The sequence below is a fragment of the Kribbella sp. NPDC050281 genome (assembly GCF_040655855.1).
Taxonomy (GTDB): domain Bacteria; phylum Actinomycetota; class Actinomycetes; order Propionibacteriales; family Kribbellaceae; genus Kribbella.
Genome location: NZ_JBFAKS010000070.1, coordinates 1 through 20078 on the forward strand (window position 1 = coordinate 1; position 20078 = coordinate 20078).

20 protein-coding genes are annotated in these 20078 nt (G+C 68.1%); 12 read left to right on the plus strand and 8 right to left on the minus strand.

What is annotated here, in order from left to right; all coding sequences use genetic code 11:
• Positions 1 to 207 carry a hypothetical protein gene (locus AB0I34_RS42335; RefSeq protein ID WP_360457758.1) on the minus strand — a complete coding sequence of 69 codons (207 nt, stop codon included), beginning with the start codon at positions 205 to 207 and terminating at the stop codon, positions 1 to 3.
• Between the two features lie 16 nt (positions 208 to 223).
• Here AB0I34_RS42335 and AB0I34_RS42340 point away from each other — a divergent pair, with 16 nt between their 5' ends.
• The 10 genes from AB0I34_RS42340 (at position 224) to sulP (ending at position 8206) form a co-directional block, all read left to right on the plus strand.
• Positions 224 to 1048, plus strand: a complete 825-nt coding sequence (locus tag AB0I34_RS42340; protein WP_360457761.1) for a DNA-formamidopyrimidine glycosylase family protein — start codon at positions 224 to 226, stop codon at positions 1046 to 1048.
• 66 nt (positions 1049 to 1114) lie between these two features.
• Positions 1115 to 2212: a PP2C family protein-serine/threonine phosphatase gene (locus AB0I34_RS42345; protein ID WP_360457764.1), complete on the plus strand. Its 1098-nt coding sequence runs from the start codon at positions 1115 to 1117 to the stop codon at positions 2210 to 2212.
• Between the two features lie 33 nt (positions 2213 to 2245).
• Positions 2246 to 2695 carry a hypothetical protein gene (locus tag AB0I34_RS42350; RefSeq protein ID WP_360457766.1) on the plus strand — a complete coding sequence of 150 codons (450 nt, stop codon included), beginning with the start codon at positions 2246 to 2248 and terminating at the stop codon, positions 2693 to 2695.
• 48 nt (positions 2696 to 2743) lie between these two features.
• Positions 2744 to 3172 carry an SRPBCC domain-containing protein gene (locus AB0I34_RS42355; protein WP_360457769.1) on the plus strand — a complete coding sequence of 143 codons (429 nt, stop codon included), beginning with the start codon at positions 2744 to 2746 and terminating at the stop codon, positions 3170 to 3172.
• Positions 3169 to 3600, plus strand: coding sequence for a hypothetical protein (locus AB0I34_RS42360; RefSeq protein WP_360457772.1), 432 nt, complete (start codon positions 3169 to 3171; stop codon positions 3598 to 3600). The genes AB0I34_RS42355 and AB0I34_RS42360 overlap by 4 nt, the downstream gene beginning before the upstream one ends.
• Before the next feature lie 76 nt (positions 3601 to 3676).
• Positions 3677 to 4114: a nitroreductase family deazaflavin-dependent oxidoreductase gene (locus tag AB0I34_RS42365; RefSeq protein WP_360457775.1), complete on the plus strand. Its 438-nt coding sequence runs from the start codon at positions 3677 to 3679 to the stop codon at positions 4112 to 4114.
• A 47-nt stretch (positions 4115 to 4161) separates the two neighbouring features.
• Positions 4162 to 4605, plus strand: coding sequence for a nitroreductase family deazaflavin-dependent oxidoreductase (locus AB0I34_RS42370; protein ID WP_360457777.1), 444 nt, complete (start codon positions 4162 to 4164; stop codon positions 4603 to 4605).
• 208 nt (positions 4606 to 4813) lie between these two features.
• Positions 4814 to 5542: a CDP-diacylglycerol O-phosphatidyltransferase gene (locus AB0I34_RS42375; RefSeq protein ID WP_360457780.1), complete on the plus strand. Its 729-nt coding sequence runs from the start codon at positions 4814 to 4816 to the stop codon at positions 5540 to 5542.
• Positions 5543 to 6388, plus strand: a complete 846-nt coding sequence (locus AB0I34_RS42380; protein WP_360457782.1) for a hypothetical protein — start codon at positions 5543 to 5545, stop codon at positions 6386 to 6388.
• Between the two features lie 129 nt (positions 6389 to 6517).
• On the plus strand, positions 6518 to 8206 hold the full coding sequence (sulP, locus tag AB0I34_RS42385) for a sulfate permease (protein ID WP_360457785.1): 1689 nt from the start codon (positions 6518 to 6520) through the stop codon (positions 8204 to 8206).
• A gap of 15 nt (positions 8207 to 8221) precedes the next feature.
• Here the strand turns inward: sulP and AB0I34_RS42390 are convergent, their stop codons facing one another.
• The gene (locus AB0I34_RS42390; protein WP_360457788.1) at positions 8222 to 9433 is read right to left on the minus strand and encodes an MFS transporter; all 1212 of its coding nucleotides are present in this window, start codon (positions 9431 to 9433) and stop codon (positions 8222 to 8224) included.
• A 78-nt stretch (positions 9434 to 9511) separates the two neighbouring features.
• Entirely contained in the window at positions 9512 to 10114 is a 603-nt protein-coding gene (locus AB0I34_RS42395) for a helix-turn-helix domain-containing protein (RefSeq protein WP_360457790.1), read from the minus strand.
• A 71-nt stretch (positions 10115 to 10185) separates the two neighbouring features.
• On the opposite strand from AB0I34_RS42395, the gene AB0I34_RS42400 reads away from it, so the two are divergent.
• Positions 10186 to 10620: a PaaI family thioesterase gene (locus AB0I34_RS42400; RefSeq protein ID WP_360457793.1), complete on the plus strand. Its 435-nt coding sequence runs from the start codon at positions 10186 to 10188 to the stop codon at positions 10618 to 10620.
• Here AB0I34_RS42400 and AB0I34_RS42405 read toward each other — a convergent pair.
• The 5 genes from AB0I34_RS42405 to AB0I34_RS42425 form a co-directional block, all read right to left on the minus strand.
• Positions 10617 to 11765, minus strand: coding sequence for an AAA family ATPase (locus AB0I34_RS42405; protein ID WP_360457796.1), 1149 nt, complete (start codon positions 11763 to 11765; stop codon positions 10617 to 10619). The two genes, AB0I34_RS42400 and AB0I34_RS42405, sit on opposite strands and share 4 nt — an antisense overlap.
• A gap of 39 nt (positions 11766 to 11804) precedes the next feature.
• On the minus strand, positions 11805 to 12761 hold the full coding sequence (locus AB0I34_RS42410; RefSeq protein WP_360457799.1) for an aminoglycoside phosphotransferase family protein: 957 nt from the start codon (positions 12759 to 12761) through the stop codon (positions 11805 to 11807).
• Positions 12762 to 12903: 142 nt separating this feature from the next.
• A complete protein-coding gene (locus AB0I34_RS42415; RefSeq protein ID WP_360457802.1) occupies positions 12904 to 14775 on the minus strand; it encodes an ABC transporter ATP-binding protein in 1872 nt (623 codons plus the stop codon).
• Entirely contained in the window at positions 14772 to 16436 is a 1665-nt protein-coding gene (locus tag AB0I34_RS42420; protein WP_360457805.1) for an ABC transporter ATP-binding protein, read from the minus strand. The genes AB0I34_RS42415 and AB0I34_RS42420 overlap by 4 nt, the downstream gene beginning before the upstream one ends.
• Positions 16437 to 16754: 318 nt before the next feature.
• Positions 16755 to 17981: an MFS transporter gene (locus tag AB0I34_RS42425; protein WP_360457808.1), complete on the minus strand. Its 1227-nt coding sequence runs from the start codon at positions 17979 to 17981 to the stop codon at positions 16755 to 16757.
• A 186-nt stretch (positions 17982 to 18167) separates the two neighbouring features.
• On the opposite strand from AB0I34_RS42425, the gene AB0I34_RS42430 reads away from it, so the two are divergent.
• Positions 18168 to 20048, plus strand: a complete 1881-nt coding sequence (locus tag AB0I34_RS42430; RefSeq protein WP_360457811.1) for a hypothetical protein — start codon at positions 18168 to 18170, stop codon at positions 20046 to 20048.
• Positions 20049 to 20078 lie beyond the last annotated feature (30 nt).

Here is a 20078-nt window from a genome sequence, read left to right on the forward strand (position 1 = left end):
CTACGAGTCGACCGGCGAACTGCCGCCGCTGTCGTGATCCTCCGGCGCGTCGGCGGCTGTCCCGGTCTTGGCCGGGCGGCGGTCGGCGGGCCGGCGGGGACGGGAGACGTCGCGGGCCCGCATCGAGCGGCCCGTGCCGACCACGGCCGGCGTGGGCGGACCGCTGCGGCCCTTGGCTCCCGGCGAGCCCTGCGTTCCATTGGTCATCCCCATAAGAGGAATCATGCCTGAAGGTCACACCCTGCACCGCCTGGCGAGCGACGTCTGGGACGCGTTCGGCGGCCGCCCGGTCCAGGCGTCCAGTCCGCAGGGCCGGTTCGTCGACGGCGCCGCGCTGCTGAACGGCCACGTGCTGCGGCAGACCGAGGCCCACGGCAAGCACTTCTTCGCCGACTTCGAGGGCGCCGGCTGGCTGCACATCCACCTCGGTCTGATCGGCAAGGTCGACTTCGGTACGGCGCCGGTGCCCGAACCGGTCGGCCAGGTCCGCCTCCGCCTGCAGAACGCCACGTCGTACGCCGATCTGCGCGGGGCGACCGTGTGCGAGGTGCTGACCGACGGCGAACGCGAGGTGCTGATCGCCCGGCTCGGTCCGGACCCGCTGCGCGACGACGCGGACCCGGAGCTGGCGTGGAAGCGGATCCATCGCAGCAAGCTGCCGATCGGCCGGTTGCTGATGGACCAGGAGGTGCTGAGCGGGGTCGGCAACGTGTATCGCGCCGAGGTGCTGTTCCGCGCGAAGCTGCACCCGATGACGCGCGGCCACCTGGTCAAGAAGCGCGAGTGGCAAGGCATGTGGAACGACCTGCTCGAGCTGATGAAGTACGGCGTCGAGACCGGCCGCATCGATACCGTTGCCGACGACCACACACCTGAGGCGATGGGCCGTGACCCACGGCAGGACGATCATGGCGGCGAGGTGTACGTCTACCGCAGGCAGGGCCAGCGGTGTTTCGTCTGCCACTCGGTGATCCGGACCGAGATCCTGGCCGGGCGCAACCTCTTCTGGTGCCCCAAATGCCAGCGGACAGGTCTCACTCGCAAGTGACGGCAGCCAACAGTTGTATGACGGTGATATGCGCGGACCAGGGAGTGCCGTTATGTTCTTCACACCATGAACTGGCGCGGCGGTCTCGCTGGAGTAGTGCGACGGGTCGGCCGCCGGGTCGACGCGCTGGTACGCCGTGCGCGCCGGTCGCACCCGATGGCGTTCGCCGCGATCCTGCTGCTGACGGTGCTCTTCGCCGTCGCCAGCCTGAGCTGGGAGACGCACTTCCCGGCGTCGGCGCTGATCATCCCGCTGCTGCTCGGCGGTCTGCTGCTGCGCTTCAAGCAATTGCTCGTCCTGACGCTGTTCACGCTGACGGTCAGTTCGTTCGTCGTCATGTCCCGTCCGGCGGCGCTGCCGAAGACCGGGTTCGTGCTGGTCCTCGGGGTGATCGGCTGGATCGTGATCACCAACGCGAAGGTGCGCAACCAGCTCGGCGTTCCGGGGACCCGCGGCGAATCGATGCTGATGGAGCTGCGCGACACGTTGACGGCCCAGAGCGACCTACCCGAGATTCCGATCGGCTGGCGGCTCGAGGTGGCGATCCGTTCGGCCGGCGGGTCGACGTTCTCCGGTGACTTCGTGGTGTCGACGACGCACGAGCAGACACTCGAGGTCGCGCTGGTCGATGTCTCGGGCAAGGGAATCGATGCCGGCACCCGGGCGCTGCTGCTGTCCGGTGCGTTCGGCGGGCTGCTCGGCGTCGTCCCGGCCCAGGAGTTCCTGCCGTCGGCGAACCGCTACATCCGCCGGCAGGACTGGGACGACGACTTCGCCACCGTGGTGCACGTCGCGGTCGACCTGCAATCCGGGGACTTCGACGTACGGACCGCTGGTCACCCGCCCGCGATCCTGTTCGACGCGTGGGCCGGGCGCTGGCAGACGCGCGAGTCCGACGGGCCGCTGCTCGGGTTGATGGAGGCGCCGGAGTTCGCGGTCAACCATGGGCAGCTGAAGCTCGGCGACGCGCTCTTCCTGTACAGCGACGGGATGGTCGAGACACCTCGCCGCGACATCGGCCGCGGCACCGACCGGCTGGCCGGGCACGCGGAACGCCTTGTCGGACAGGGCTTTCTGGGCGGCGCCGAAGCGCTGGTGGCGAATGCCGGCGGCCCGGGCGACGACTCGGCAGTCGTCATCATCCACCGCCTGGCCCACGGGTAGGCCTGCGCTCGTGATGGCGTAGCCTGCACGATCGTGACGAGCGAGGGCTTCGGCAAGGATGCTGACCGGGCGGCGCCGGACGTGTCGTTCGAGGAACTGGTCGCGCAGATGCCCGACGCGGTGCGCGACGCGTTCCCGCCGGACCGCTGGCAGCTGGAGAAGCTGTGGGCGCTGGACCTCAAGGTCGAACCGGTGGAGATCGCCGACCTGGTCTGGATGTTCGACCTGCCGCTGTGGCAGCTCGACGGCGAACGGTTCAAGATCACCCCGAACCAGGTCGCCGAGACCCCGATGAACTTCCGCGCCAGCTACCAGCGGGTGATGGACTCCGACCTCGACCACCCGATCAACCTGGTCGCGTACCGCGGCCGGCTGGTCGTGCTGGACGGCGTACATCGGCTGCTCAAGGCGCACTTCCTCCGCCGGCGCTGGATCGAGGCCACCATCGCGACCGCCAGGCAATTGCAGTCCTGCGCGCCGTGAACCCCGACCGGCTGGTCTGTGGCTACCGGCGCTGGCAGGGTGGTGGCCATGGACAGCAGGGTGGAACGTGAGGTGTACGTCGAGGCGCGGCCGGACCAGGTCTGGGCAGCGCTGACCCAGGGGGAGAACTTCAGCCGGTGGTACGCGTTCGGCGGGGCCGACATCGACCTGAAGCCCGGCGGCCGGATCGTGCTGCAGTGGGATGAGCACGGGCGCTACCTCGGCTTCGTCGAGAAGGTCGAGCCCGGCCGTCGCTTCGCCTACCGGTACGCCGTCGAGGCGGACACCGACCCGGCGCCGGGTAACGCGAACCTGGTCGAGTTCACCCTCACGCCGGAGGGCGACGGTGCCCGGCTCGGTGTGGTCGAGTCCGGCTTCGACCGCCTGGATCCGCCCACCTTGGCCCACCCGGACGAGTCCGCCCAGTCCTGGGAAGCCGGCCTGGCGGCGCTCGCCGACCTCGCACCGACACTGTGAGACTTCACCTGCGGATGGCCGCCCTGGTCGCGTCGACAGCCGCGCTGACGTCCGGATGCACCATCGAACCCGCGGCGACGCGGGCAGATGCCATCGGCAGCTGGGAAAGCCAGTCCGGCGGGCGGATGGAGTTCTACGACGACGGCCGGTTCGTGGCCATGAACATCGCGCTCAACACCAACTGCAGCAAGGAGGACGACGCCTTCGAGCACAAACGGATCTCCGGCACCGGCACCTGGGAGCTGAAGGAGGTCCCGGACGAGGGATCGGGAACAAGCATCGTCTTCGACGCGAGGGACAGTTCCGTGCGGAACTGCCTGTTCTGGTCCGTCTTCACCGGGATCGAACCCTTGTCGGAAATGCAGCTACGCCACCAGTACGGCGACCCCGAACGCTACCGACGCACGACAAAGACTCCCTCGCGATGACATCCGCACGAGGTGCCGCGGTCCAGAAGGTGAAAAACCGGCGATAGTGATGCATCACCGATTTAGCATCGGTGACATGACAACCACGAACGACGAGTACGCCCCGAGCCCGCGGGACTGGGTTCGCGACCTGGTCCAGCAGGTCGAGGCGGCCGGAACCACCCACGTCGTCGAAATCCGCGGGCAGAAGGTGGTGCTGGTGACGATGCGCGGCGCCAAGTCCGGCAAGCTCCGCAAGGTCCCATTGATGCGGGTCGAGCACGACGGCGTGTACGCGGCGGTCGGGTCGACCAGCGGCGCCCCGAAGAACCCGGTCTGGTACCACAACCTCAAGGCCGACCCGAAGGTCACGCTGCAGGACGGCACCGTCACCAAGGAGTATGCCGCCCGCGAGATCGACGGTGCGGAGTACGACGAGTGGTGGCAGCGGGCGGTCGCCGCCTTCCCGTTCTATGCGGAGTACCAGGCCCAGACCACCCGCAAGATTCCGCTGTTCCTGCTCGACCCGGTGTGACGCGCCGCGATTGGTGATGGTGATGCGTCACCATTACCATTGCTGATATGACAGCACGCAATGAGGACTACGCGCCGAGCCCGACCGACTGGGTGCGCAACCAGGTCGAGAAGGTCGAAGCCGCCGGTACCACCGACGCGGTCGACATCATCGGGCTCAAGGTGGTGCTGTTGACCATGCGCGGCGCCAAGTCGGGCAAGCTCCGCAAGGTCCCGCTGATGCGCGTCGAGAACGCCGGCGTGTACGCCGCGGTCGCCTCGCTCGGCGGCGCCCCGAAGAACCCGGTCTGGTACTACAACCTGAAGGCCGACCCGAAGGTCACCCTGCAGGACGGCGACGTCACCAACGAGTACGTCGCCCGCGAGATCGAGGGCGCGGAGTACGACGAGTGGTGGAAGCGCTCCGTCGACGCGTACCCGCCGTACGCCGAATACCAGACCAAGACCAGCCGGAAGATCCCATTGTTCCTGCTGGACCCGGTCGGTAACTGAGCATCACCATGCTGGAACCGGCGGCGACCTCGACGACGCCGTCGGTCACCCGGGGCCGTATGGCATCCCAGTAAAGTCTGTGAACAGTTCCACGGCGGAACGGTACAGGCTGCTCAGAGCGGTCCAGGGACTGTGAGACGCTGGGCTCGGTAGTTCGGCGCGTTGCGTCGACCGAGTTCTGGGAGTCGTCCTGACCACACACGACGCGGTGCAGGAACCGTTCGTCGGGTCGACGCGGTTGCGTCTGGCCGGACTGGCACTGCATGCCTATACCGCGAGCGGAACGGTGCTCGCGCTGCTGATCGTCATCGCCGCCATCGACGGGGACGCGGTCCGCGCGCTCTGGCTCGGCCTGGCCGCGCTCGTCATCGACGGGACCGACGGGATGCTGGCTCGCCGGCTGCGAGTCAAGGAGACGCTCCCGTGGTTCGACGGCGCGATGCTGGACAACATCGTCGACTACCTGACCTACGCGTTCGCCCCGATCGTGCTGCTCTGGACCGGCGACTACCTTCCCGCCGGCGCGCTCGGCGCGGTGCTCGCCGCGCTGCCGTTGCTTGCCTCCAGCTACCAGTTCTGCCGGGTCGACGCGAAGACCGACGACCACTTCTTCCTCGGGTTCCCCAGCTACTGGAACGTGGTTGCGTTCTACGTCGTCGTCCTCAGCCTCAGCCCGGTCGCCACCGGCATCATCCTGGTGGTCTGCTCGATCCTGGTGTTCATCCCGGTCAAGTACGTCTACCCGTCCCGGACCAAGGCGTTCCGGTCACTCAACCTGCTGACCACCGCGATCTGGCTGGTGTCGTACGCCGTACTCCTCGCCCAGATGCCCGACCCGAACGCGATCGTGGTCGCCGTCTCGCTGGCCTACCTTCTGTACTACGCGGTGCTGAGCCTCTACATGACCTTCTGGGTCCCACGCCGCAAGGTTTCCTGAGTGGTCCTAGGTCTGGGGGCGGCGCTCGGCGCCGCGGTGCTCTTCGGTATCGCCTCGATCCTGCAGGCAGTCGGTTCCCGCAAGGTCCCGACCGAGTCCGAGCTGGATCCGCGGCGGCTCGGCGGGTTCGTGGTCGCGCTGCTCAAACAGCCGGCGTTCCTCGGTGCGCTGGTGCTGAACCTGGCCGGCTTCGCGCTGCACTTCGTTGCCCTTCGCCTCCTTCCGCTGTACCTCGCGCAGGCGGGGATCGCGGTGAGTCTGGTCGTGACCGCGTTGCTTGCGACGCGTCTGATGTCGGATCAGCTGAGTGCGCTCGAGTGGTCTGCGGTGCTTGCGGTCTGTGTGGGGCTCGGGCTGCTGGCTGTGTCGGCAGGGGATGCGGGGGAGAGCACGGAGCATCACGGGCTGACGATCGGAGTCATCGTCGGTTTGGTCGCGATCGCGTTTCTTGGTGCGCTCGCGAGTCGGTCGCAGCGTGGTGTGTCTACGGCGTTGCTTGGTCTGCTGGCTGGTCTCGGGTACGCCGGGGTCGCGATCTCGGCGCGGTTGTTGCAGGACGGGTCGGTGGGTGAGTTGTTTCGCAGCCCCACGACGTACACGCTGCCTATCAGTGGGGCGATGGCGTTCATTCTTTACTCCCTCGCGTTGCAGCGTGGGTCGGTGACGCTGGCAACCACTCCGATGATCGCCCTGCAAACCATTACCCCAGCCGCCGTCGGCGTCTTCGTCCTCGACGACGCGGTCCGCTCCGGCTGGTGGCCCGTCGCAATAGCCGGCTTCCTCCTCTCCGCCGCAGGCTCCCTCATCCTCGTCCGCTTCGAATCCGTCAAACCCGACCCGAGGTAGTTCGTCGCCCGCCCGGTGTGTTGCGGGCTGCCACGTGCGCTTGAACGTCTCGGCGGGCTGTGGGGTGTGGGTGGGGTGGCGGTGTTGTACTTGTGCTCTCGTGGAGCAGGGCGTGGGTAGGGGATGGGCATGGGTAGATGGTCTGTGTCGGTGACCGGGGTGGCGACGCTTCGGGAGTATCGGCTGGGCTGGTTGCGGCCGGATCTGATTGCTGGGGTCACGGTGGCGGCGTACTTCGTGCCTCAGGTGATGGCGTACGCGCAGCTGGCCGGGTTGCCGGCGGTGACCGGGTTGTGGGCGGCTATCGGGCCTCTGCTGTTGTACTTCCTGCTGGGCTCGTCGCGGCTGCTGTCGCTCGGCCCGGAGTCGACGACCGCGTTGCTGACAGCCACGGCGATCGGGCCGCTCGCAGCGGGTGATCCGGTCCGCTACGCGCAACTGGCCGCCGTACTGGCTCTGATCGTCGGTGCCATCTGCGTGCTGGGATGGCTGGCGCGTCTCGGGTTCCTCGCGGACCTGCTGTCCAAGCCGGTACTGGTCGGGTACCTGGCCGGCATCGCGGTCATCATGATCACGGGCCAACTCGGCCGCCTGACCGGTGCTCCGGTGAGCGGCGACTCACCGCCCGCCGAGGTACTGTCCGTGATTCGTCTGTACGCCGAATGGCAGGTGGCGCCGCTGGTGTTGTCACTGGCTTCGCTGGGGTTGTTGCTCGCGTTCGCCCGCTGGACGCCGCGACTCCCTGGTCCGCTGATCGTGGTCGCGCTCGCCGCTTTGGTGGCGTGGGCGGCAGGGCTGGGCGACAAGGGAGTGACCCTGGTCGGCAGCGTGCCCAGCGGCCTTCCTGTTCCGCGGCTGCCGGACATCTCGGTCGCGGACGTCGGCCTGCTCGCGTTGCCGGCCCTCGGCGTTGCCCTCGTCGGCTACACCGACACAGTGCTGACCGGGCGCGCGTTCGCCTCCCGTGGTCAAGAGCGTGTCGACCCCGATGGTGAACTGCTCGTTCTCGGCCTGGCCAACGTGTCCACCAGCCTGGTTCGTGGTTTCCCCATCAGCAGCAGCGGAAGCCGGACGGCACTCGCGGAGGCCACCGGCGCGAAGAGCCAGGTGTACTCGCTCGTCGCCGCAGCCGTCATCGTCGCGACGTTGCTCTTCGCCGGACCGTTGCTGTCGACTTTCCCGATCGCCGCACTCGGCGCGCTCGTGGTGTTCGCCGCCCTACGGCTGATCGAACTGGCCGAGTTCCGCCGTATCGCCAGCTTCCGCACCAGCGAGTTCCTGCTGGCGATGGCGACCACGGTTGGCGTGATCGCGCTGGATGTCCTGTACGGCGTCCTGGTCGCGGTCGCCTTGTCGGTCATCGACGTACTGCGTCGCGTCGCCCGCCCGCACGACGGCATCCTGGGCTACGTCCCGGGGATCGCCGGCATGCATGACATCGACGACTACCCGGACGCGAGGCCGGTCCCGGGTCTGGTCGTGTACCGCTACGACTCGCCACTGTTCTTCGCGAACGCCGAGGACTTCCGCCGCCGCGCGATGGCCGCGGTCGACGACGCCGAAGCGCCGGTCCGCTGGCTGCTCCTCAACGCCGAGGCGAACGTCGAGATCGACATCACCGCCATCGATGCACTCGACTCGCTCCGCGAGGAACTCACCTCCCGCGGCATCGTCCTCGCCCTGGCCCGCGTCAAACAGGAGCTCCGCGACGACCTCAACGCCGCCGGCTTCCTCGACCGCCTGGGACCCGACCGCCTCTTCTACACCCTCCCCACCGCAGTCGAGGCCTTCCGTCTGGAGACCGCGTCGCCGGAATAGTTGCCGCAAGCAATGTCACGGCACGTCTGCCGCCCGGTTCGCGGCAGCGATCCAGGACCGACCGGCGAACACGGCGAGCGACGCACCGGCGGCACCCATGACGCCCACTGCGGTTGACGGTGAGGTCAGGCCCGCCACCGCTCCGGCAGCCGCGACACCGAGACCTTGGACCGCTTGCAACCCCGCCGAGGCAAGCCCGATGACCTGCCCTCGCCGGCCATCCGGCACCAGACGGACGAACATCGGGGTGACAAGCATGGTGTACGACGACAGCACGCCGACCAGTGTCCAGAGCCCGATCGCCGTAGGCACCGATGGCACGGCAGCACTCACCATCAGCGGGATCCCGGATGCCACCGCGAGCGGTGCCAGCGACCGGGTCCGCCAATGCGCCGGCATCCAGCGGGTCAGCAGCAATGAACCGACGAGAGCTCCGACAGGGTCAGCGGCCATCAGCAGACCGACCGCGGCCTCACCTCTGCCGGCCTCGGCCGCGTACGCCGCCGCGATCCCCTCGGGTGCGATGTAGAAGCCGTACAGATACAGCAAGCCCAGCAGACTGCGGAGCCGAGGGTCAGCCCAGATCACCCGGAACCCGCCGGACAGCGACTGCCCGACCGTCCTCGGCTCCGCTGCTTCCGGCGGCCGGTGGAGACTTGCGCCGAACCGGACGACAGTCGACGAGACCAGGAAGGTCAACGCGTTCAGCCCCAGCGCGACGTGCGATCCGGTCAGGCCGACCAGCACTCCGCCCGCTGCGAATCCGGCTACTTGGACGATGCTGTCGGTCGCACTGGCCAGGCCGACTCCGACGACGTACCGGTCTCCCTCCAGGACGGTCGGCAGGATCGCGTTGCGAGCAGCGCTGTAGAGCGGCTGCAGTCCGACGACGACGATCAGCAGTGCGGCCAGTACGGCGACCGGCAGCCCGGGGATCGCCATCACGGTCACCAGACCCGCGCGGCTCAGGTCTGTCACCACCATCACCGTACGGCGCGGGAACCGGTCCGCCAGCCCGGTCAGCAGTGGTGCGCTGACCAACGGCGGCAGGAACGACAGGGCGTACGTCAACGCGGTGACGGCGGCGGACTCGGTCCGGTCGAAGACCAGTACGGCGATTGCGACCCGGGCGAGTTGATCGCCGAGCCGGGACTGCGCGTGCGCGATCCACAGAGCACGGAACTCGGCCACGCCCACGACTTCGCGGATGGTCGGACGGCTGGCCATGCGCCGACGCTAGGCGGCGCAACTTTCAGATCGCTGTCACCTCCGCCCCAGGCCGCCGCGACAGCAGCGTGAATCTGGCTAGCGCTGGGCGAGGTGGCGGAGGAGGGCGGTCAGGCCGGCGATCTGGTAGCGCCAGAAGCTGGTGATCGTGGCACGGAGGTCCGCCTCGGTCTCGTTGTGAAGCAGGATCCGGGCGATGGTTCTCGAGGTGTTCGTCCAGATGGATTCGAACAGGTCGAGGTCTCCGGCCGCGACCGAGTCGGCCGGCAGCGCGTTGACGAGAGCCTCCACGGAGAGGCTGTTGATGCGCGCGACGACGTCCGCGTGCCGCGTCCCGGCCGCACCGGAGAGGATCACGACGGACTCGAGCCGGTACTGCAGCCAGAACCGCATCATCTCGTCGGCGACATCCGTGGTCGTGCCGTCACGTTTCACCAGCGCGGCGAAGTCCTCGACCCGACGACCGACCACCTGCTCCAGCGTGTTGACGACCTCATCCGGTACGACGGCGTCGTACAACTCCTGTTTGTTGCGGTAGTAGCGGTACAGGTTCGCCGGTGCCATCCCGGCCTCGGCCGCGACACCGGCCATAGTGGCGCCGGCGTACCCGTGGACGGCGAACGCCCGGAGTGCGGCTGCGCGGATCCGGGTCCGGACGTCATCCTTCAGCACCTGCGGCACACGAAGAACCTAGCATGAATAGTGAATCTGTGATTCGCTATTGGCGGGAGAGTCGACCAGAGGAGGCAAGGATGACTCGCACCGGAGTGTTCTGGGACGGCGTGGAAGGGCGGGCGCCGATACCGCACGCGGCGCGCACACTCGGGTTCGAGCTGCTCGAGGCCGATCCGGAGCAGGGTACGATCTCCGTCGCGTTCGCCGGCGTCGAGGCGTTCACCAATCCGTTCGGGGAGGTCCTCGGCGCCTTCCTCGCCGCGATGCTCTACGACACCGTCGGCCCGGCGCTGCTGGCCACGCTCCCGCCCGGCCGGTTCATCGAGACGCTCGACCTCAACACCACGTTCGTCCGTCCGGCTCGCATGGGCCGGTTGATCGGCCACGGTCGCGTCGTCACCCGCGTCGACGACCACGCCACGCTCGAAGGAACGCTCTACGGCACCGACAACGAGATCGTCGCCACCGCAACCGCCACCGCCCGAGTCATCGATCTCCCGTCAGCCGCCTAGCGCGACGGCCACTTCCAGGCGGGCTCGTCGAGTGGGCCTTGGCCGTCGATCGTGGTGGCGCCGTGGTCTTTGACGAGTTCGATCGTGTGCAGGTCATCCAGGGCATCCAGTGCGGCGAGGAACGGCCGGGAGTGCGTCACGACGATGACCTGGGCTTCCTTGGCGGCGGTGACGACGAGATTCGCCAAGGCGGGCAGGAGGTCCGGATGCAGGCTGGTCTCGGGCTCGTTCAGTACGAGGAGCTCTGGCGGTCGGGGGGTCAGCAACGCGGCGACCCACAGCAAGTACCGCAGCGTCCCGTCGGACAACTCCGCCCCGGACAACGGCCGCAGCAACCCGTGCTGCCGGAACGAGATCTCGAACCGCCCGCCGGCATTGACGATGGCCAGGCTGCTGCCCGGGAACGCCAGTTCGATGGCCTCGTCCAGCGCACCCTTGATGCCGATCTCACGGATCGTCTGCAACGCGGCTGCGACGTCGGCGCCGTCCGGACCGAGCACCGGCGTACGCGTGCCGATCTGCACACGACGGGCAGGCGCATCGGCGTCGGTGCGGAAGTGATCGTAGAAGCGCCAGGACCGCAGCCGCTCGCGCACGGTCAGCAGCTCCGGCGCGCGTTCGGGATCGGCGAACTCGCTCAGCATGCTGTCGAAGGTCTGGAGCTGGTGACCACCGCGCAACCACCCGCCGGAGCCGGCGCGGATCCGCACCTCGCGGTTGACGCGCTCCACCAGCAGCGATGCCGGCCGCAGGAACGGCCCCGCCCACAGGGCTTCCCGTTTGATCTCCGGATCGAGATCGAACACAGAACCGTGCGGCACCGGCAGCCCGAGATCCATCAGATAGCCGTAGTCGTCACCCGCGAATCCCAGTCGCAGGTTCACCGGCCCGGTCCGCACCGTGCCCTGCACCGGCCGATTCTTGCGCACCTGCTCCGGCCCAGCCCATAGCGTCGACTGAAGACCGCCCTCTCGGGCCAACGCCGCGACGGCCCCATTGCGTGAGGCGTCGGCGAGCAGGCGAAGCGCTCGGTACAGGCTGGATTTGCCGGTCCCGTTGGCTCCGGTCACGACGTTGAGCCCGCGCAGCGGCATCACGACGCGGCGCAGTGACCTGTAGTTCTCCACCGCCAGCGTCGTGAGCATGTCCGTCACGCTACCGACCTGCTCCGACAGAACGAACTGTCAGACAGAACGGAGGAGCGGCCGCGCGTCCGGGTCGATGCCCAGGGCGGTGAAGCGCTGGGCGAGGTCGTCAACCCAGGCGTGCGGTGTTCGGTGATCCGGTAGCGCGACGCCCGCTTCGCTGCGCCAGAGTGCGTCGCCGAGGGCAGTGCGCAGATGCCAGGCCATCACGCGCTCGGCTGACAGTTCATGGCCGGTGAGGTGGTTGTAGTGGTGGAGGGTGGCGGTCAGCAGTTCGACGCCGGGACCCGTTCCGGGGAAGGCGCGCAGGTCGTACTCGGCCTCGGCCAGGCCGGCGGTCTCGAAATCGACGACCACGCGAAGGTGCTCGCCCTCCCATACCTGGTTGCCGCCGTGCAGATCGCCGTGGACCAGTACGTTCCGGCCCGGCGTCGCCAGTACGTCGTCTGCCCAGTCGCACCACTGCATGACGGCGGGGCGCTGATCTGGACGCGCCCATTTCATGAACCGGTCGCGCAGGTCGTTGGTTGTGGCTGGTTGGAGGATCGCGGGGGGAAGGTCGCCGATGACGGCTTCGACGCGTTCCCGGGTCGCTGAACGGTTCAACGCAGCCAGAAAGTGGGCGAGCTGCCGACCCACATCGTCCCGGTCGAGCGAGTCCACGACCTCGAACAGCGACTTGCCGGGCACCAGTTCGGTCACCAGGAGCAGTGGATCGGTGCTGCTAGCAACTACATTCGGCAGGAACGGAATGCCCGGCTCGCGCGCCAACGCCGCCACAACGGCGATCTCATGCGCCAGCCGAAGCCCGGCAGGACGCGACCACGCGAACTTCGCCACGAACCGCTCGCCAACGACCGCACTCGCCGCCCACCACAGCGGATCCTCCTCGCCCAGCATCTCGCGAAGCACGATCGAGCAATCGCCCAACGCAGGCGCAACCTCCCGCAACGCCCCGGCAACCGCCGACGGCGAGCCCTCCTCCAACCACCTCATCACGGCCGAGGCTACCTCGCTTGCTCGAACCCGCGTGCACCATTTCTGCTCCCCCAAGCTGTCCCCACACGACGTAGCAGACGGCCGGGAAAGCGAACTGCCCTCGGTCCGTTGGGGGACCGAGGGCAGTTCGGGGAGGGGGTTAGGCCAGAGAGTCTTCCCAGGCTTGGTGGAGGCCGGCGTAGCTGCCTCCGGTGGTGATGAGGTTGCGCGGGGCGCCGTCCTCGATGATGCGGCCGTGTTCGAGCACGATCACGCGGTCCGCGGTTTCCACCGTGGACAGCCGGTGCGCGATCACGATCGCAGTACGGTCGGCCAGGATGGTCCGCAGCGCGCGCTGGATCAGCCGCTCGCTGGGGATGTCGAGGCTGGAGGTCGCCTCGTCCAGGATCAGTACGGCGGGATCCGCGAGGAACGCCCGGGCGAACGCGACCAGCTGGCGCTGGCCGGCGGACAGCCGGGAACCGCGCTTCTCCACCGACGTCTCGTACCCGTTCGGCAGGGCCGTGATGAAGTCGTGCGCGCCGATCACCTTGGCGGCCTCGACCACCTCTTCCATCGTGGCCTCCGGCTTGCCGAACCGGATGTTGTCGGCCACCGAGCCGGTGAACAGGAAGTTCTCCTGCGTCACCATCACGACCCGCTTGCGCAGGTCGTCCTCGGTGAGGTCCCGCAGATCGATCCCGTCCAGCAGCACCTGGCCGTCGGACGGGTCGTAGAACCGCGCCACCAGCTTGGCGATCGTGGTCTTGCCGGCCCCCGTCGTACCGACCAGGGCGAGGGTCTGACCGGCCGGCACGTCCAGTTCGAGACCGGGCAGGACCGGTACGTCGTCGACGTAGTTGAACCGGACGTTGCGGAACTCGAGGTGACCCCGCGCGCGCCCGGGCTTGGCCGGCTCGATCGGCTCGGGGACATCCGGCGTCTCGTTCAGGACGCCGGACAGCTTCTCCAGCGCCGCACTCGCGGACAGGAAGGTGTTGTAGAACTGCGAGATGTCCTGCAGCGGCTCGAAGAACTGCCGCAGGTAGAGCAGGAACGCCGTCAGTACGCCGACCGTCACGTGACCGTGGTAGGCCTGGTAACCGCCGTACGCCAGGATCGCCACGATGGTGATGTTGCCGACGCCCTTGATCGACGGCATGAAGATCGCGTTCAGCTGGAACGACTTCAGGTTGGCCTGGCGGTACCGGTCGTTGACGCCGTGGAAGATCTCCTCGTTGCGCGGCTCCCGGCGGAACGCCTGGACCGCGCGGATCCCGGTCATCGACTCGACGAAGTGCACGATGACGAGGACGACGGCCTCACGCGTCTGCCGGTACACGACCGCCGACCGCTTCCGGAACCAGGCCGTCAGCAGGATCAGGGCCGGGAACGACAGCAGCGCGATCAGACCGAGCTTGAGGTCGAGCGTGAGCAGCAGGATCGACGTACCGATCAGGGTCAGAGCTGCCGTGACCAGGCCGTCGAACCCGTTGGCCAGCATCTCGTCGATCACGCCCACGTCGGACGTCAACCGCGAGATCACCCGGCCGGAGGTGAACTTGTCGTGGAACGACGGGCTGAGCCGCTGGAAGTGGTCGAACACCCGCTTGCGCAGGCCGAGCAGGATGGTCTGCCCGAGCCGGCCGGACCGCATCAGGAACAGCTGCCGGGTAAAGGCCTGGAGCAGGGCCATCACCAGGACGAGGGACACGACGGTGATCAGTTCCCGCGAGCCTTCGCCGGCGATGATCGGCGGGATGCCGTTGTCGATGCCGAGGTGGACCAGGTACGGGACCGCGAGGCGGGCACCGTTCTCGACCACCACGATCACGACCAGCAGCCAGATCAGCTTGGCGTGCGGCCGGAGCAGTTCACCGAGCAGCTTGCGGGAGTCCTCCTTCAGCCGGACGGTTGTTGCCCTCGACAACTCCCTGTCGGGGTCCTCGTCGAACTGACCCCGCCAGGTGTCCTGCTGCGACTTGTCGTCCTTGGTTTCCTCAGGAGGAGGTGTCTGCTGGGTCGTGGTCATGCGTGCACCTCCTCTTCCTCCGCCGCGAGCAGGTTCCGGTACGCCGGCACCTGCTCGAGCAAATCGTGATGGGTTCCGACGTGGGTGATGGTCCCGTTCTGGAGCAGGGCCACCTTGTCGGCCAGCATCACGGTCGACGCGCGGTGCGCGACCACGATGCCGGTGGTCTCGGAGAGCACGTTGCGCAGTGCCTCCTCGACCAGGGCCTCGGTGTGCACGTCGAGTGCGGACAACGTGTCGTCGAGGACCAGGACGGCGGGCTTGGCGAGCACGGCCCGGGCCAGCGCGAGCCGCTGGCGCTGACCGCCGGACAGTGACATGCCCTGCTCGCCGACGCGGGTCTCCAGGCCCCACGGCAGTTCGTTGGCGAACTCGGCCTGCGCGACCTGCAGGGCCTGCTGGACGTCGGCCTCGGAGGCGTCCGGCCGGCCCAGCGTCAGATTCTCCCGGACGCTCATCGAGAACAGCGTCGGGTCGTCGAACGCGGAGGCGACCGCGGTCCGCAGCGAGACCAGCGACAGGTCACGGATGTCGTGCCCGTCGATGGTGATCCGCCCCGCGGTCACGTCGTACAGCCGGGGGACCAGCGCGGTGAGCGTGGTCTTGCCCGACCCGGTCGCGCCCACCAGGGCGAGCGTCGTACCGGGGGTGAGGTCGAGGTTGATGTCGTGCAGGATCTCGCTGGAGTCGTCGGAGAACCGGAAGCCGACATGCTCGAAGCGCAGATGCCCCTTCGAGTTCACCAGCTCGTCCGGACCGGACTTGATCACCGAGTAGGTGTCGAGGATCTCGCTGATCCGGTCCGCCGCGGTCATCGCCTCCTGGGCCATCGCCAGGATCGCGCCGAGCGAGGTAACCGGCCAGATCAGGGACAGCATCAGCGTGATGAACGCGACCAGGGTGCCGAGCGTGATCGCCTCGCGGCCCACCGCGAGGGCGCCGAGCAGCAGCACGATCACCAGGGTCAGGTTCGGGATCACGCCGAGGAAGCTCCAGAACCGCGACGCCAGCCGGACCTTCTCCACCTCGGTGGTGTAGAGCGTGACCGCCTCGTCGTCGAACTGCCGCTGCACGTGCCCGCGCCGGCCGAAGGCCTTGATCACCCGGAAGCCGAGCGCCGACTCCTCCACCCGGGTGGCCAGGTCGCCCTGCTGGTCCTGGACCTTGCGGGAGATCAGCAGGTACTTCTTCTCGAACTTCAGCGACAGCGTGATGATCGGCACGGCGGCCAGCAGGACCACGACGCCGAGCGGCCAGTACAGCCGCAGCAGCAGGATGGTGACGACCCCCAGCTGCAGGATGTTCATCACCAGGAACAGCAGGCCGAAGCCCATGAACCGGCGGATGATGGACAGGTCGGTGGTGACCCGGGACAGCAGCTGACCGCTCTGCCAGCGGGTGTGGAACTCCATCGGCAGCGACTGGAGCCGGACGTACAGGTCGTGCCGGAGGGTGGCCTCGAGGTCGCTGACGGTGCGGGACTGCGCCCACCGGCGGGCCCAGACCAGCAGGACTTCGGCGATGCTCAGCCCGAGGGCAAGGAAAGCGAGCGGGACCAGGAGGTCCAGCTCGTGGCGGGTGACCGGGCCGTCGATGATGGCCCGGGTGACCAGTGGAACGGTAAGGCTGACGCCCACACCCAGCATGGCGGTGGTGAACATCACCGACAGGCGCCAGCGGTGTGGCCGGAGGTAGGGCCGGAGCCGCCAGAGGTTGCGGCTGCGTGCAGGGACTCGGGTGGTAGGGGCAGCGATCGACGGCGCTTGGGCAGGGTGCTCGGACGGCATCTGGACGGGCGCACTTCCCATCATGCTCGGTAAGGGGTTTTCGCGACCGGAAAACGGCGCACTTTCCAGTATCGCTCACCAGGTAAGCGCTTGTCCTCCCAATTCCATTCCCTCTGGATGAATTACCACTTGTTGCAATAAGCGCCTCCCGCCCCACGCGGTAGCAGCCGTCACACTCATCACGTTTCGCAATCAGTCTTCAGCCATCGATCGCGGCTGTGGGTCGATGGCCGGGAGTGAACGGAAGGTCCGGAGCGGGGAGACGAGCGCGATCAGGACGCCGAGGAGCATGCCTGCGGTGGCCAGGAGGAGGGTCGGCCGGATGCCGATCGCGGTCGCCAGGACGCCTGAGGTGGCCGCGCCTGCGGCTTGGCCTCCGATCACGACCGTCCGCCAGGTGGCTGTGACCTGACCGAGCAGGTGGGCCGGGGCCAGGGACTGACGGAGAGTGCGCTGGGGAACACCGAAGAGCGACATGCCGAGCCCGGACAGCGCCTGAGCGACGTAGATCATCGGAGTGACGCCCGTGGCCAGGGCAACACCACTCAGTGAAGCCAGGAGTACGCCGGAGATGTACGCGCGGCCGATTCCGACCCGGCTGCACCACGCGGTCGCGACGAAGGTCCCTGCCACGGCAGCGACACCGAACGCGGTCAGAGCGACGCCGACGAACCCGGGCGACCAGTGCAGCTCACGCACCAGGTAGAGGACGACCAGCGGCCCCTGCATCGCGCCGGCCAGGGCAGCCGTGGTCGCGGACAGCGTCAGAGACGTCAGGATGCGGTCGCTGAAGATCGCCCGCAGCCCGGTGGTCAGGCGCGCCCGGGTGTGGGCCGCAGACGCCCGTACTGGCTCGCGGATCAGGTACGACGCCGTAGCGGCGACGAGGTACGACGCGGCGTCGACGAGGATCGCGAACGGCGCAGTCACCAGCTGCACCAGGAAGCCGGCCACCGACGGACCGGTGGTCGAGGCCAGGTTCAGGTTGAGCAGAGTGGCGCTGTTGGCCCGCATCAGGTCCTCCCGCGGCACCAGCGACGGCAGCATGGTCAGCGACGCCGTGTCGGACAGCAGAGTCAGCACTCCGGTCAGTACGGCGACGACGTACAGCTGCTCGATGCGCAGCGAATCCGTTGCCGCGGCCAACGGAATGGTTCCGAGCAGTACGGCGCGGCCGAGGTCCGTGACGATCAGGATGCGGCGCAGCGGCCACCGGTCGACCCAGACACCGGCCGGCAGGCCGAAGACGAGGTGCGGCGCGATGCTCAGAGCGGACAGCAGACCCATCTGCAGTGCGGACGCCTGCAGCGTGACGACAGCCACCAGCGGCAGCGCCACAGTGGTGATCGCACTGCCCGACGCCGACACCAGCTGCCCGATCCACAGCTTGCGGAACTCGCCCCTCACGACCCATGGCATGCCAAGCAACCTGTCACTCAGCAGAGTCATGCGACTACACGTGTTCGCCCCCAGCAGAGCGTGTTCACTGCACGCGAAACACGGGCCCTGGCCGTCGGTGATGGGGCGACTTTCCTTGGTTGGCGGTTGGTGGCTAGGGTGCCCCCTTGTGTAGAGGTGCTGGGGAGCGCCGCGAGGGGGAGTCTTGTGTTGAATCTGCGGGCCAAGGTGGCTGCCGCCGCCAGTGTCGTCGTACTCGTTCCGCTGGCCGCCAGCCAGGTCATGGCCGCCGATCCACCAGAGCACCTGGGGGAGGGGACGCTGGTCGCCGGCCGCACGGTGGCTGATGTCGGCATGTCCGGGGCGCGTGTGGTCGCGTCGGACACCACGGACCACGCGGTCTACGAGACCAGCAACAACGGCACCACCTGGACCGCAGCCGGCGGCTCCAACGACACCAAGCCGCTCCAGCTGGAGGGGTCGTCGCTGCTCACCTTCGACTCCGGTACTGCGAAGGTCGGCGGGCTCACGTTCCCGGCGACCGATGAGGTCGTGCTGGGCAAGGGCGGCAAGCTCGTGTCGCACCGTACGCCGAACGCCGCCACTGCGGAGGTGTACGACGTCGCGACCAAGGCGAAGGTCGCGGACTACGCCCCGCCGTTCGCCATGGCAGGCAGCACGGTGTGGAAGGTGACTGAGCCCGGTCAGCTGGTCGGCAAGGACCTGAGTACCAATACAGAGAAGACCATCCTCGTCGCCAGCGCGTGCACGGTCGGTCCGGGCCGCGTCAACGGACGCTGGGCGCTGCTGAGCGGCTGCAACCAGTTGGTCGACGTGAAGGGCCCGGAGGCTCCGCGCAATCTGATCGTGGCCGCCGACGCCCAGGTCGGCAACGGGTTCACGGTCCAGACCGCGTCCGGGAACTTGCTGGTCACCGATCTGAACGACCAGTCTCTCGGCCAGCGGCTCTACGGACCGATCCGCACCGCACCTGCCAGCCTCAGCACTGACGGCTCCGGTGCGACGAAGATCGTGTACGCCGACCCGCAGAACCGGGCGCGGGTGATCAGCCTGACCTGGCTCGCTGGCGATCCGCAGCAGCGGCCCGACACAACTGCGCCGGTGCTGACCAGAGCGTCCGCGGGCGACCGGATCCGCGACAACACGAGCCTCTCGTTCGAGTGGGCCTTCACCGACCCGACCGACCCGAACTCTCCCGCGTCCGGTGTCGCCACCTACGACCTGCGTACGCAGACGCGCCCCAACCGCACCTCGCCGTACGGCGCCTGGAACCAGCCGGCAGGCTGGCAGGCGCTGAAGGGGACCGCCGCGAGCACCACCGCGCCGCTCGGCACGGACACCTGCTGGCAGGTCCGTGCACGCGACTACGCAGGCAACCTGAGTGGGTGGAGTACGTCGTACTGCAGTGAAGTCGACGGTACGGCGCCCGGTCTGATCACACTGCGGATCGGGGACCGGGTGCAGCTCGGGTCGGCGGTGTTCAGCTGGGGGTACAAGGACGACACCGACGTCGATTCGTACGACATCGTCTACAAGGTCGCGTCTCCCGGGAACCCGCTGGGCGCGTGGATCTATCCGACGGCCTGGCAGAAGACCAAGATCCGGTCGATCGCGTGGACCCCACGCCTCGGCTGGGACGAGTGCTTCATGGTCCGGGCGCGTGACTACCTGGGCAACACGACCGCGTGGTCGTCGCAGCTCTGCTCGGTGGCACCGCAGGACGACCGCGCGCTCACGTCGGCCGGCACGGTGACGCGCTCCACCAGCACGCTCGCGTTCAAGGGCACCACCTCGATCCTGAAGGCGAACGGCGCCTACCTCACCAAGACCGCCGAAGCCGGCGCCCGCATCGCGCTGGTCGCCATCCACGGTCCCGGTCAAGGCCGCGTCGACATCTACCACGCCAACATCAAGATCGGGACCGTCTCCCTGGCCGCCACCACCACGGCCCGCAAGGTCACCTACCTCCCGATCACCCCCTACCGCTCCGGCGCCGTCAAGATCGTCTCCACCTCCACCGCCCCAGCCACCATCGACGGCATCGCCTTCCTCCGCCAGAACCCGTAGCTCGACCGCACTGCTGGGTGGAGAATGCGC

Bases quoted from the DNA above. Each gene is read 5' to 3' on its own strand.
- AB0I34_RS42365 (WP_360457775.1), top strand. From the start codon at position 3,677: ATGACAACCACGAACGACGAGTACGCCCCGAGCCCGCGGGACTGGGTT.
- AB0I34_RS42390 (WP_360457788.1), bottom strand. From the start codon at position 9,433: ATGGCCAGCCGTCCGACCATCCGCGAAGTCGTGGGCGTGGCCGAGTTC.
- AB0I34_RS42355 (WP_360457769.1), top strand. From the start codon at position 2,744: ATGGACAGCAGGGTGGAACGTGAGGTGTACGTCGAGGCGCGGCCGGAC.
- AB0I34_RS42405 (WP_360457796.1), bottom strand. From the start codon at position 11,765: ATGCTCACGACGCTGGCGGTGGAGAACTACAGGTCACTGCGCCGCGTC.
- AB0I34_RS42335 (WP_360457758.1), bottom strand. From the start codon at position 207: ATGACCAATGGAACGCAGGGCTCGCCGGGAGCCAAGGGCCGCAGCGGT.
- AB0I34_RS42370 (WP_360457777.1), top strand. From the start codon at position 4,162: ATGACAGCACGCAATGAGGACTACGCGCCGAGCCCGACCGACTGGGTG.
- AB0I34_RS42410 (WP_360457799.1), bottom strand. From the start codon at position 12,761: ATGAGGTGGTTGGAGGAGGGCTCGCCGTCGGCGGTTGCCGGGGCGTTG.
- AB0I34_RS42400 (WP_360457793.1), top strand. From the start codon at position 10,186: ATGACTCGCACCGGAGTGTTCTGGGACGGCGTGGAAGGGCGGGCGCCG.
- AB0I34_RS42345 (WP_360457764.1), top strand. From the start codon at position 1,115: ATGAACTGGCGCGGCGGTCTCGCTGGAGTAGTGCGACGGGTCGGCCGC.
- AB0I34_RS42420 (WP_360457805.1), bottom strand. From the start codon at position 16,436: ATGTTCACCACCGCCATGCTGGGTGTGGGCGTCAGCCTTACCGTTCCA.
- AB0I34_RS42340 (WP_360457761.1), top strand. From the start codon at position 224: ATGCCTGAAGGTCACACCCTGCACCGCCTGGCGAGCGACGTCTGGGAC.
- AB0I34_RS42415 (WP_360457802.1), bottom strand. From the start codon at position 14,775: ATGACCACGACCCAGCAGACACCTCCTCCTGAGGAAACCAAGGACGAC.
- sulP (WP_360457785.1), top strand. From the start codon at position 6,518: ATGGGTAGATGGTCTGTGTCGGTGACCGGGGTGGCGACGCTTCGGGAG.
- AB0I34_RS42425 (WP_360457808.1), bottom strand. From the start codon at position 17,981: ATGCCATGGGTCGTGAGGGGCGAGTTCCGCAAGCTGTGGATCGGGCAG.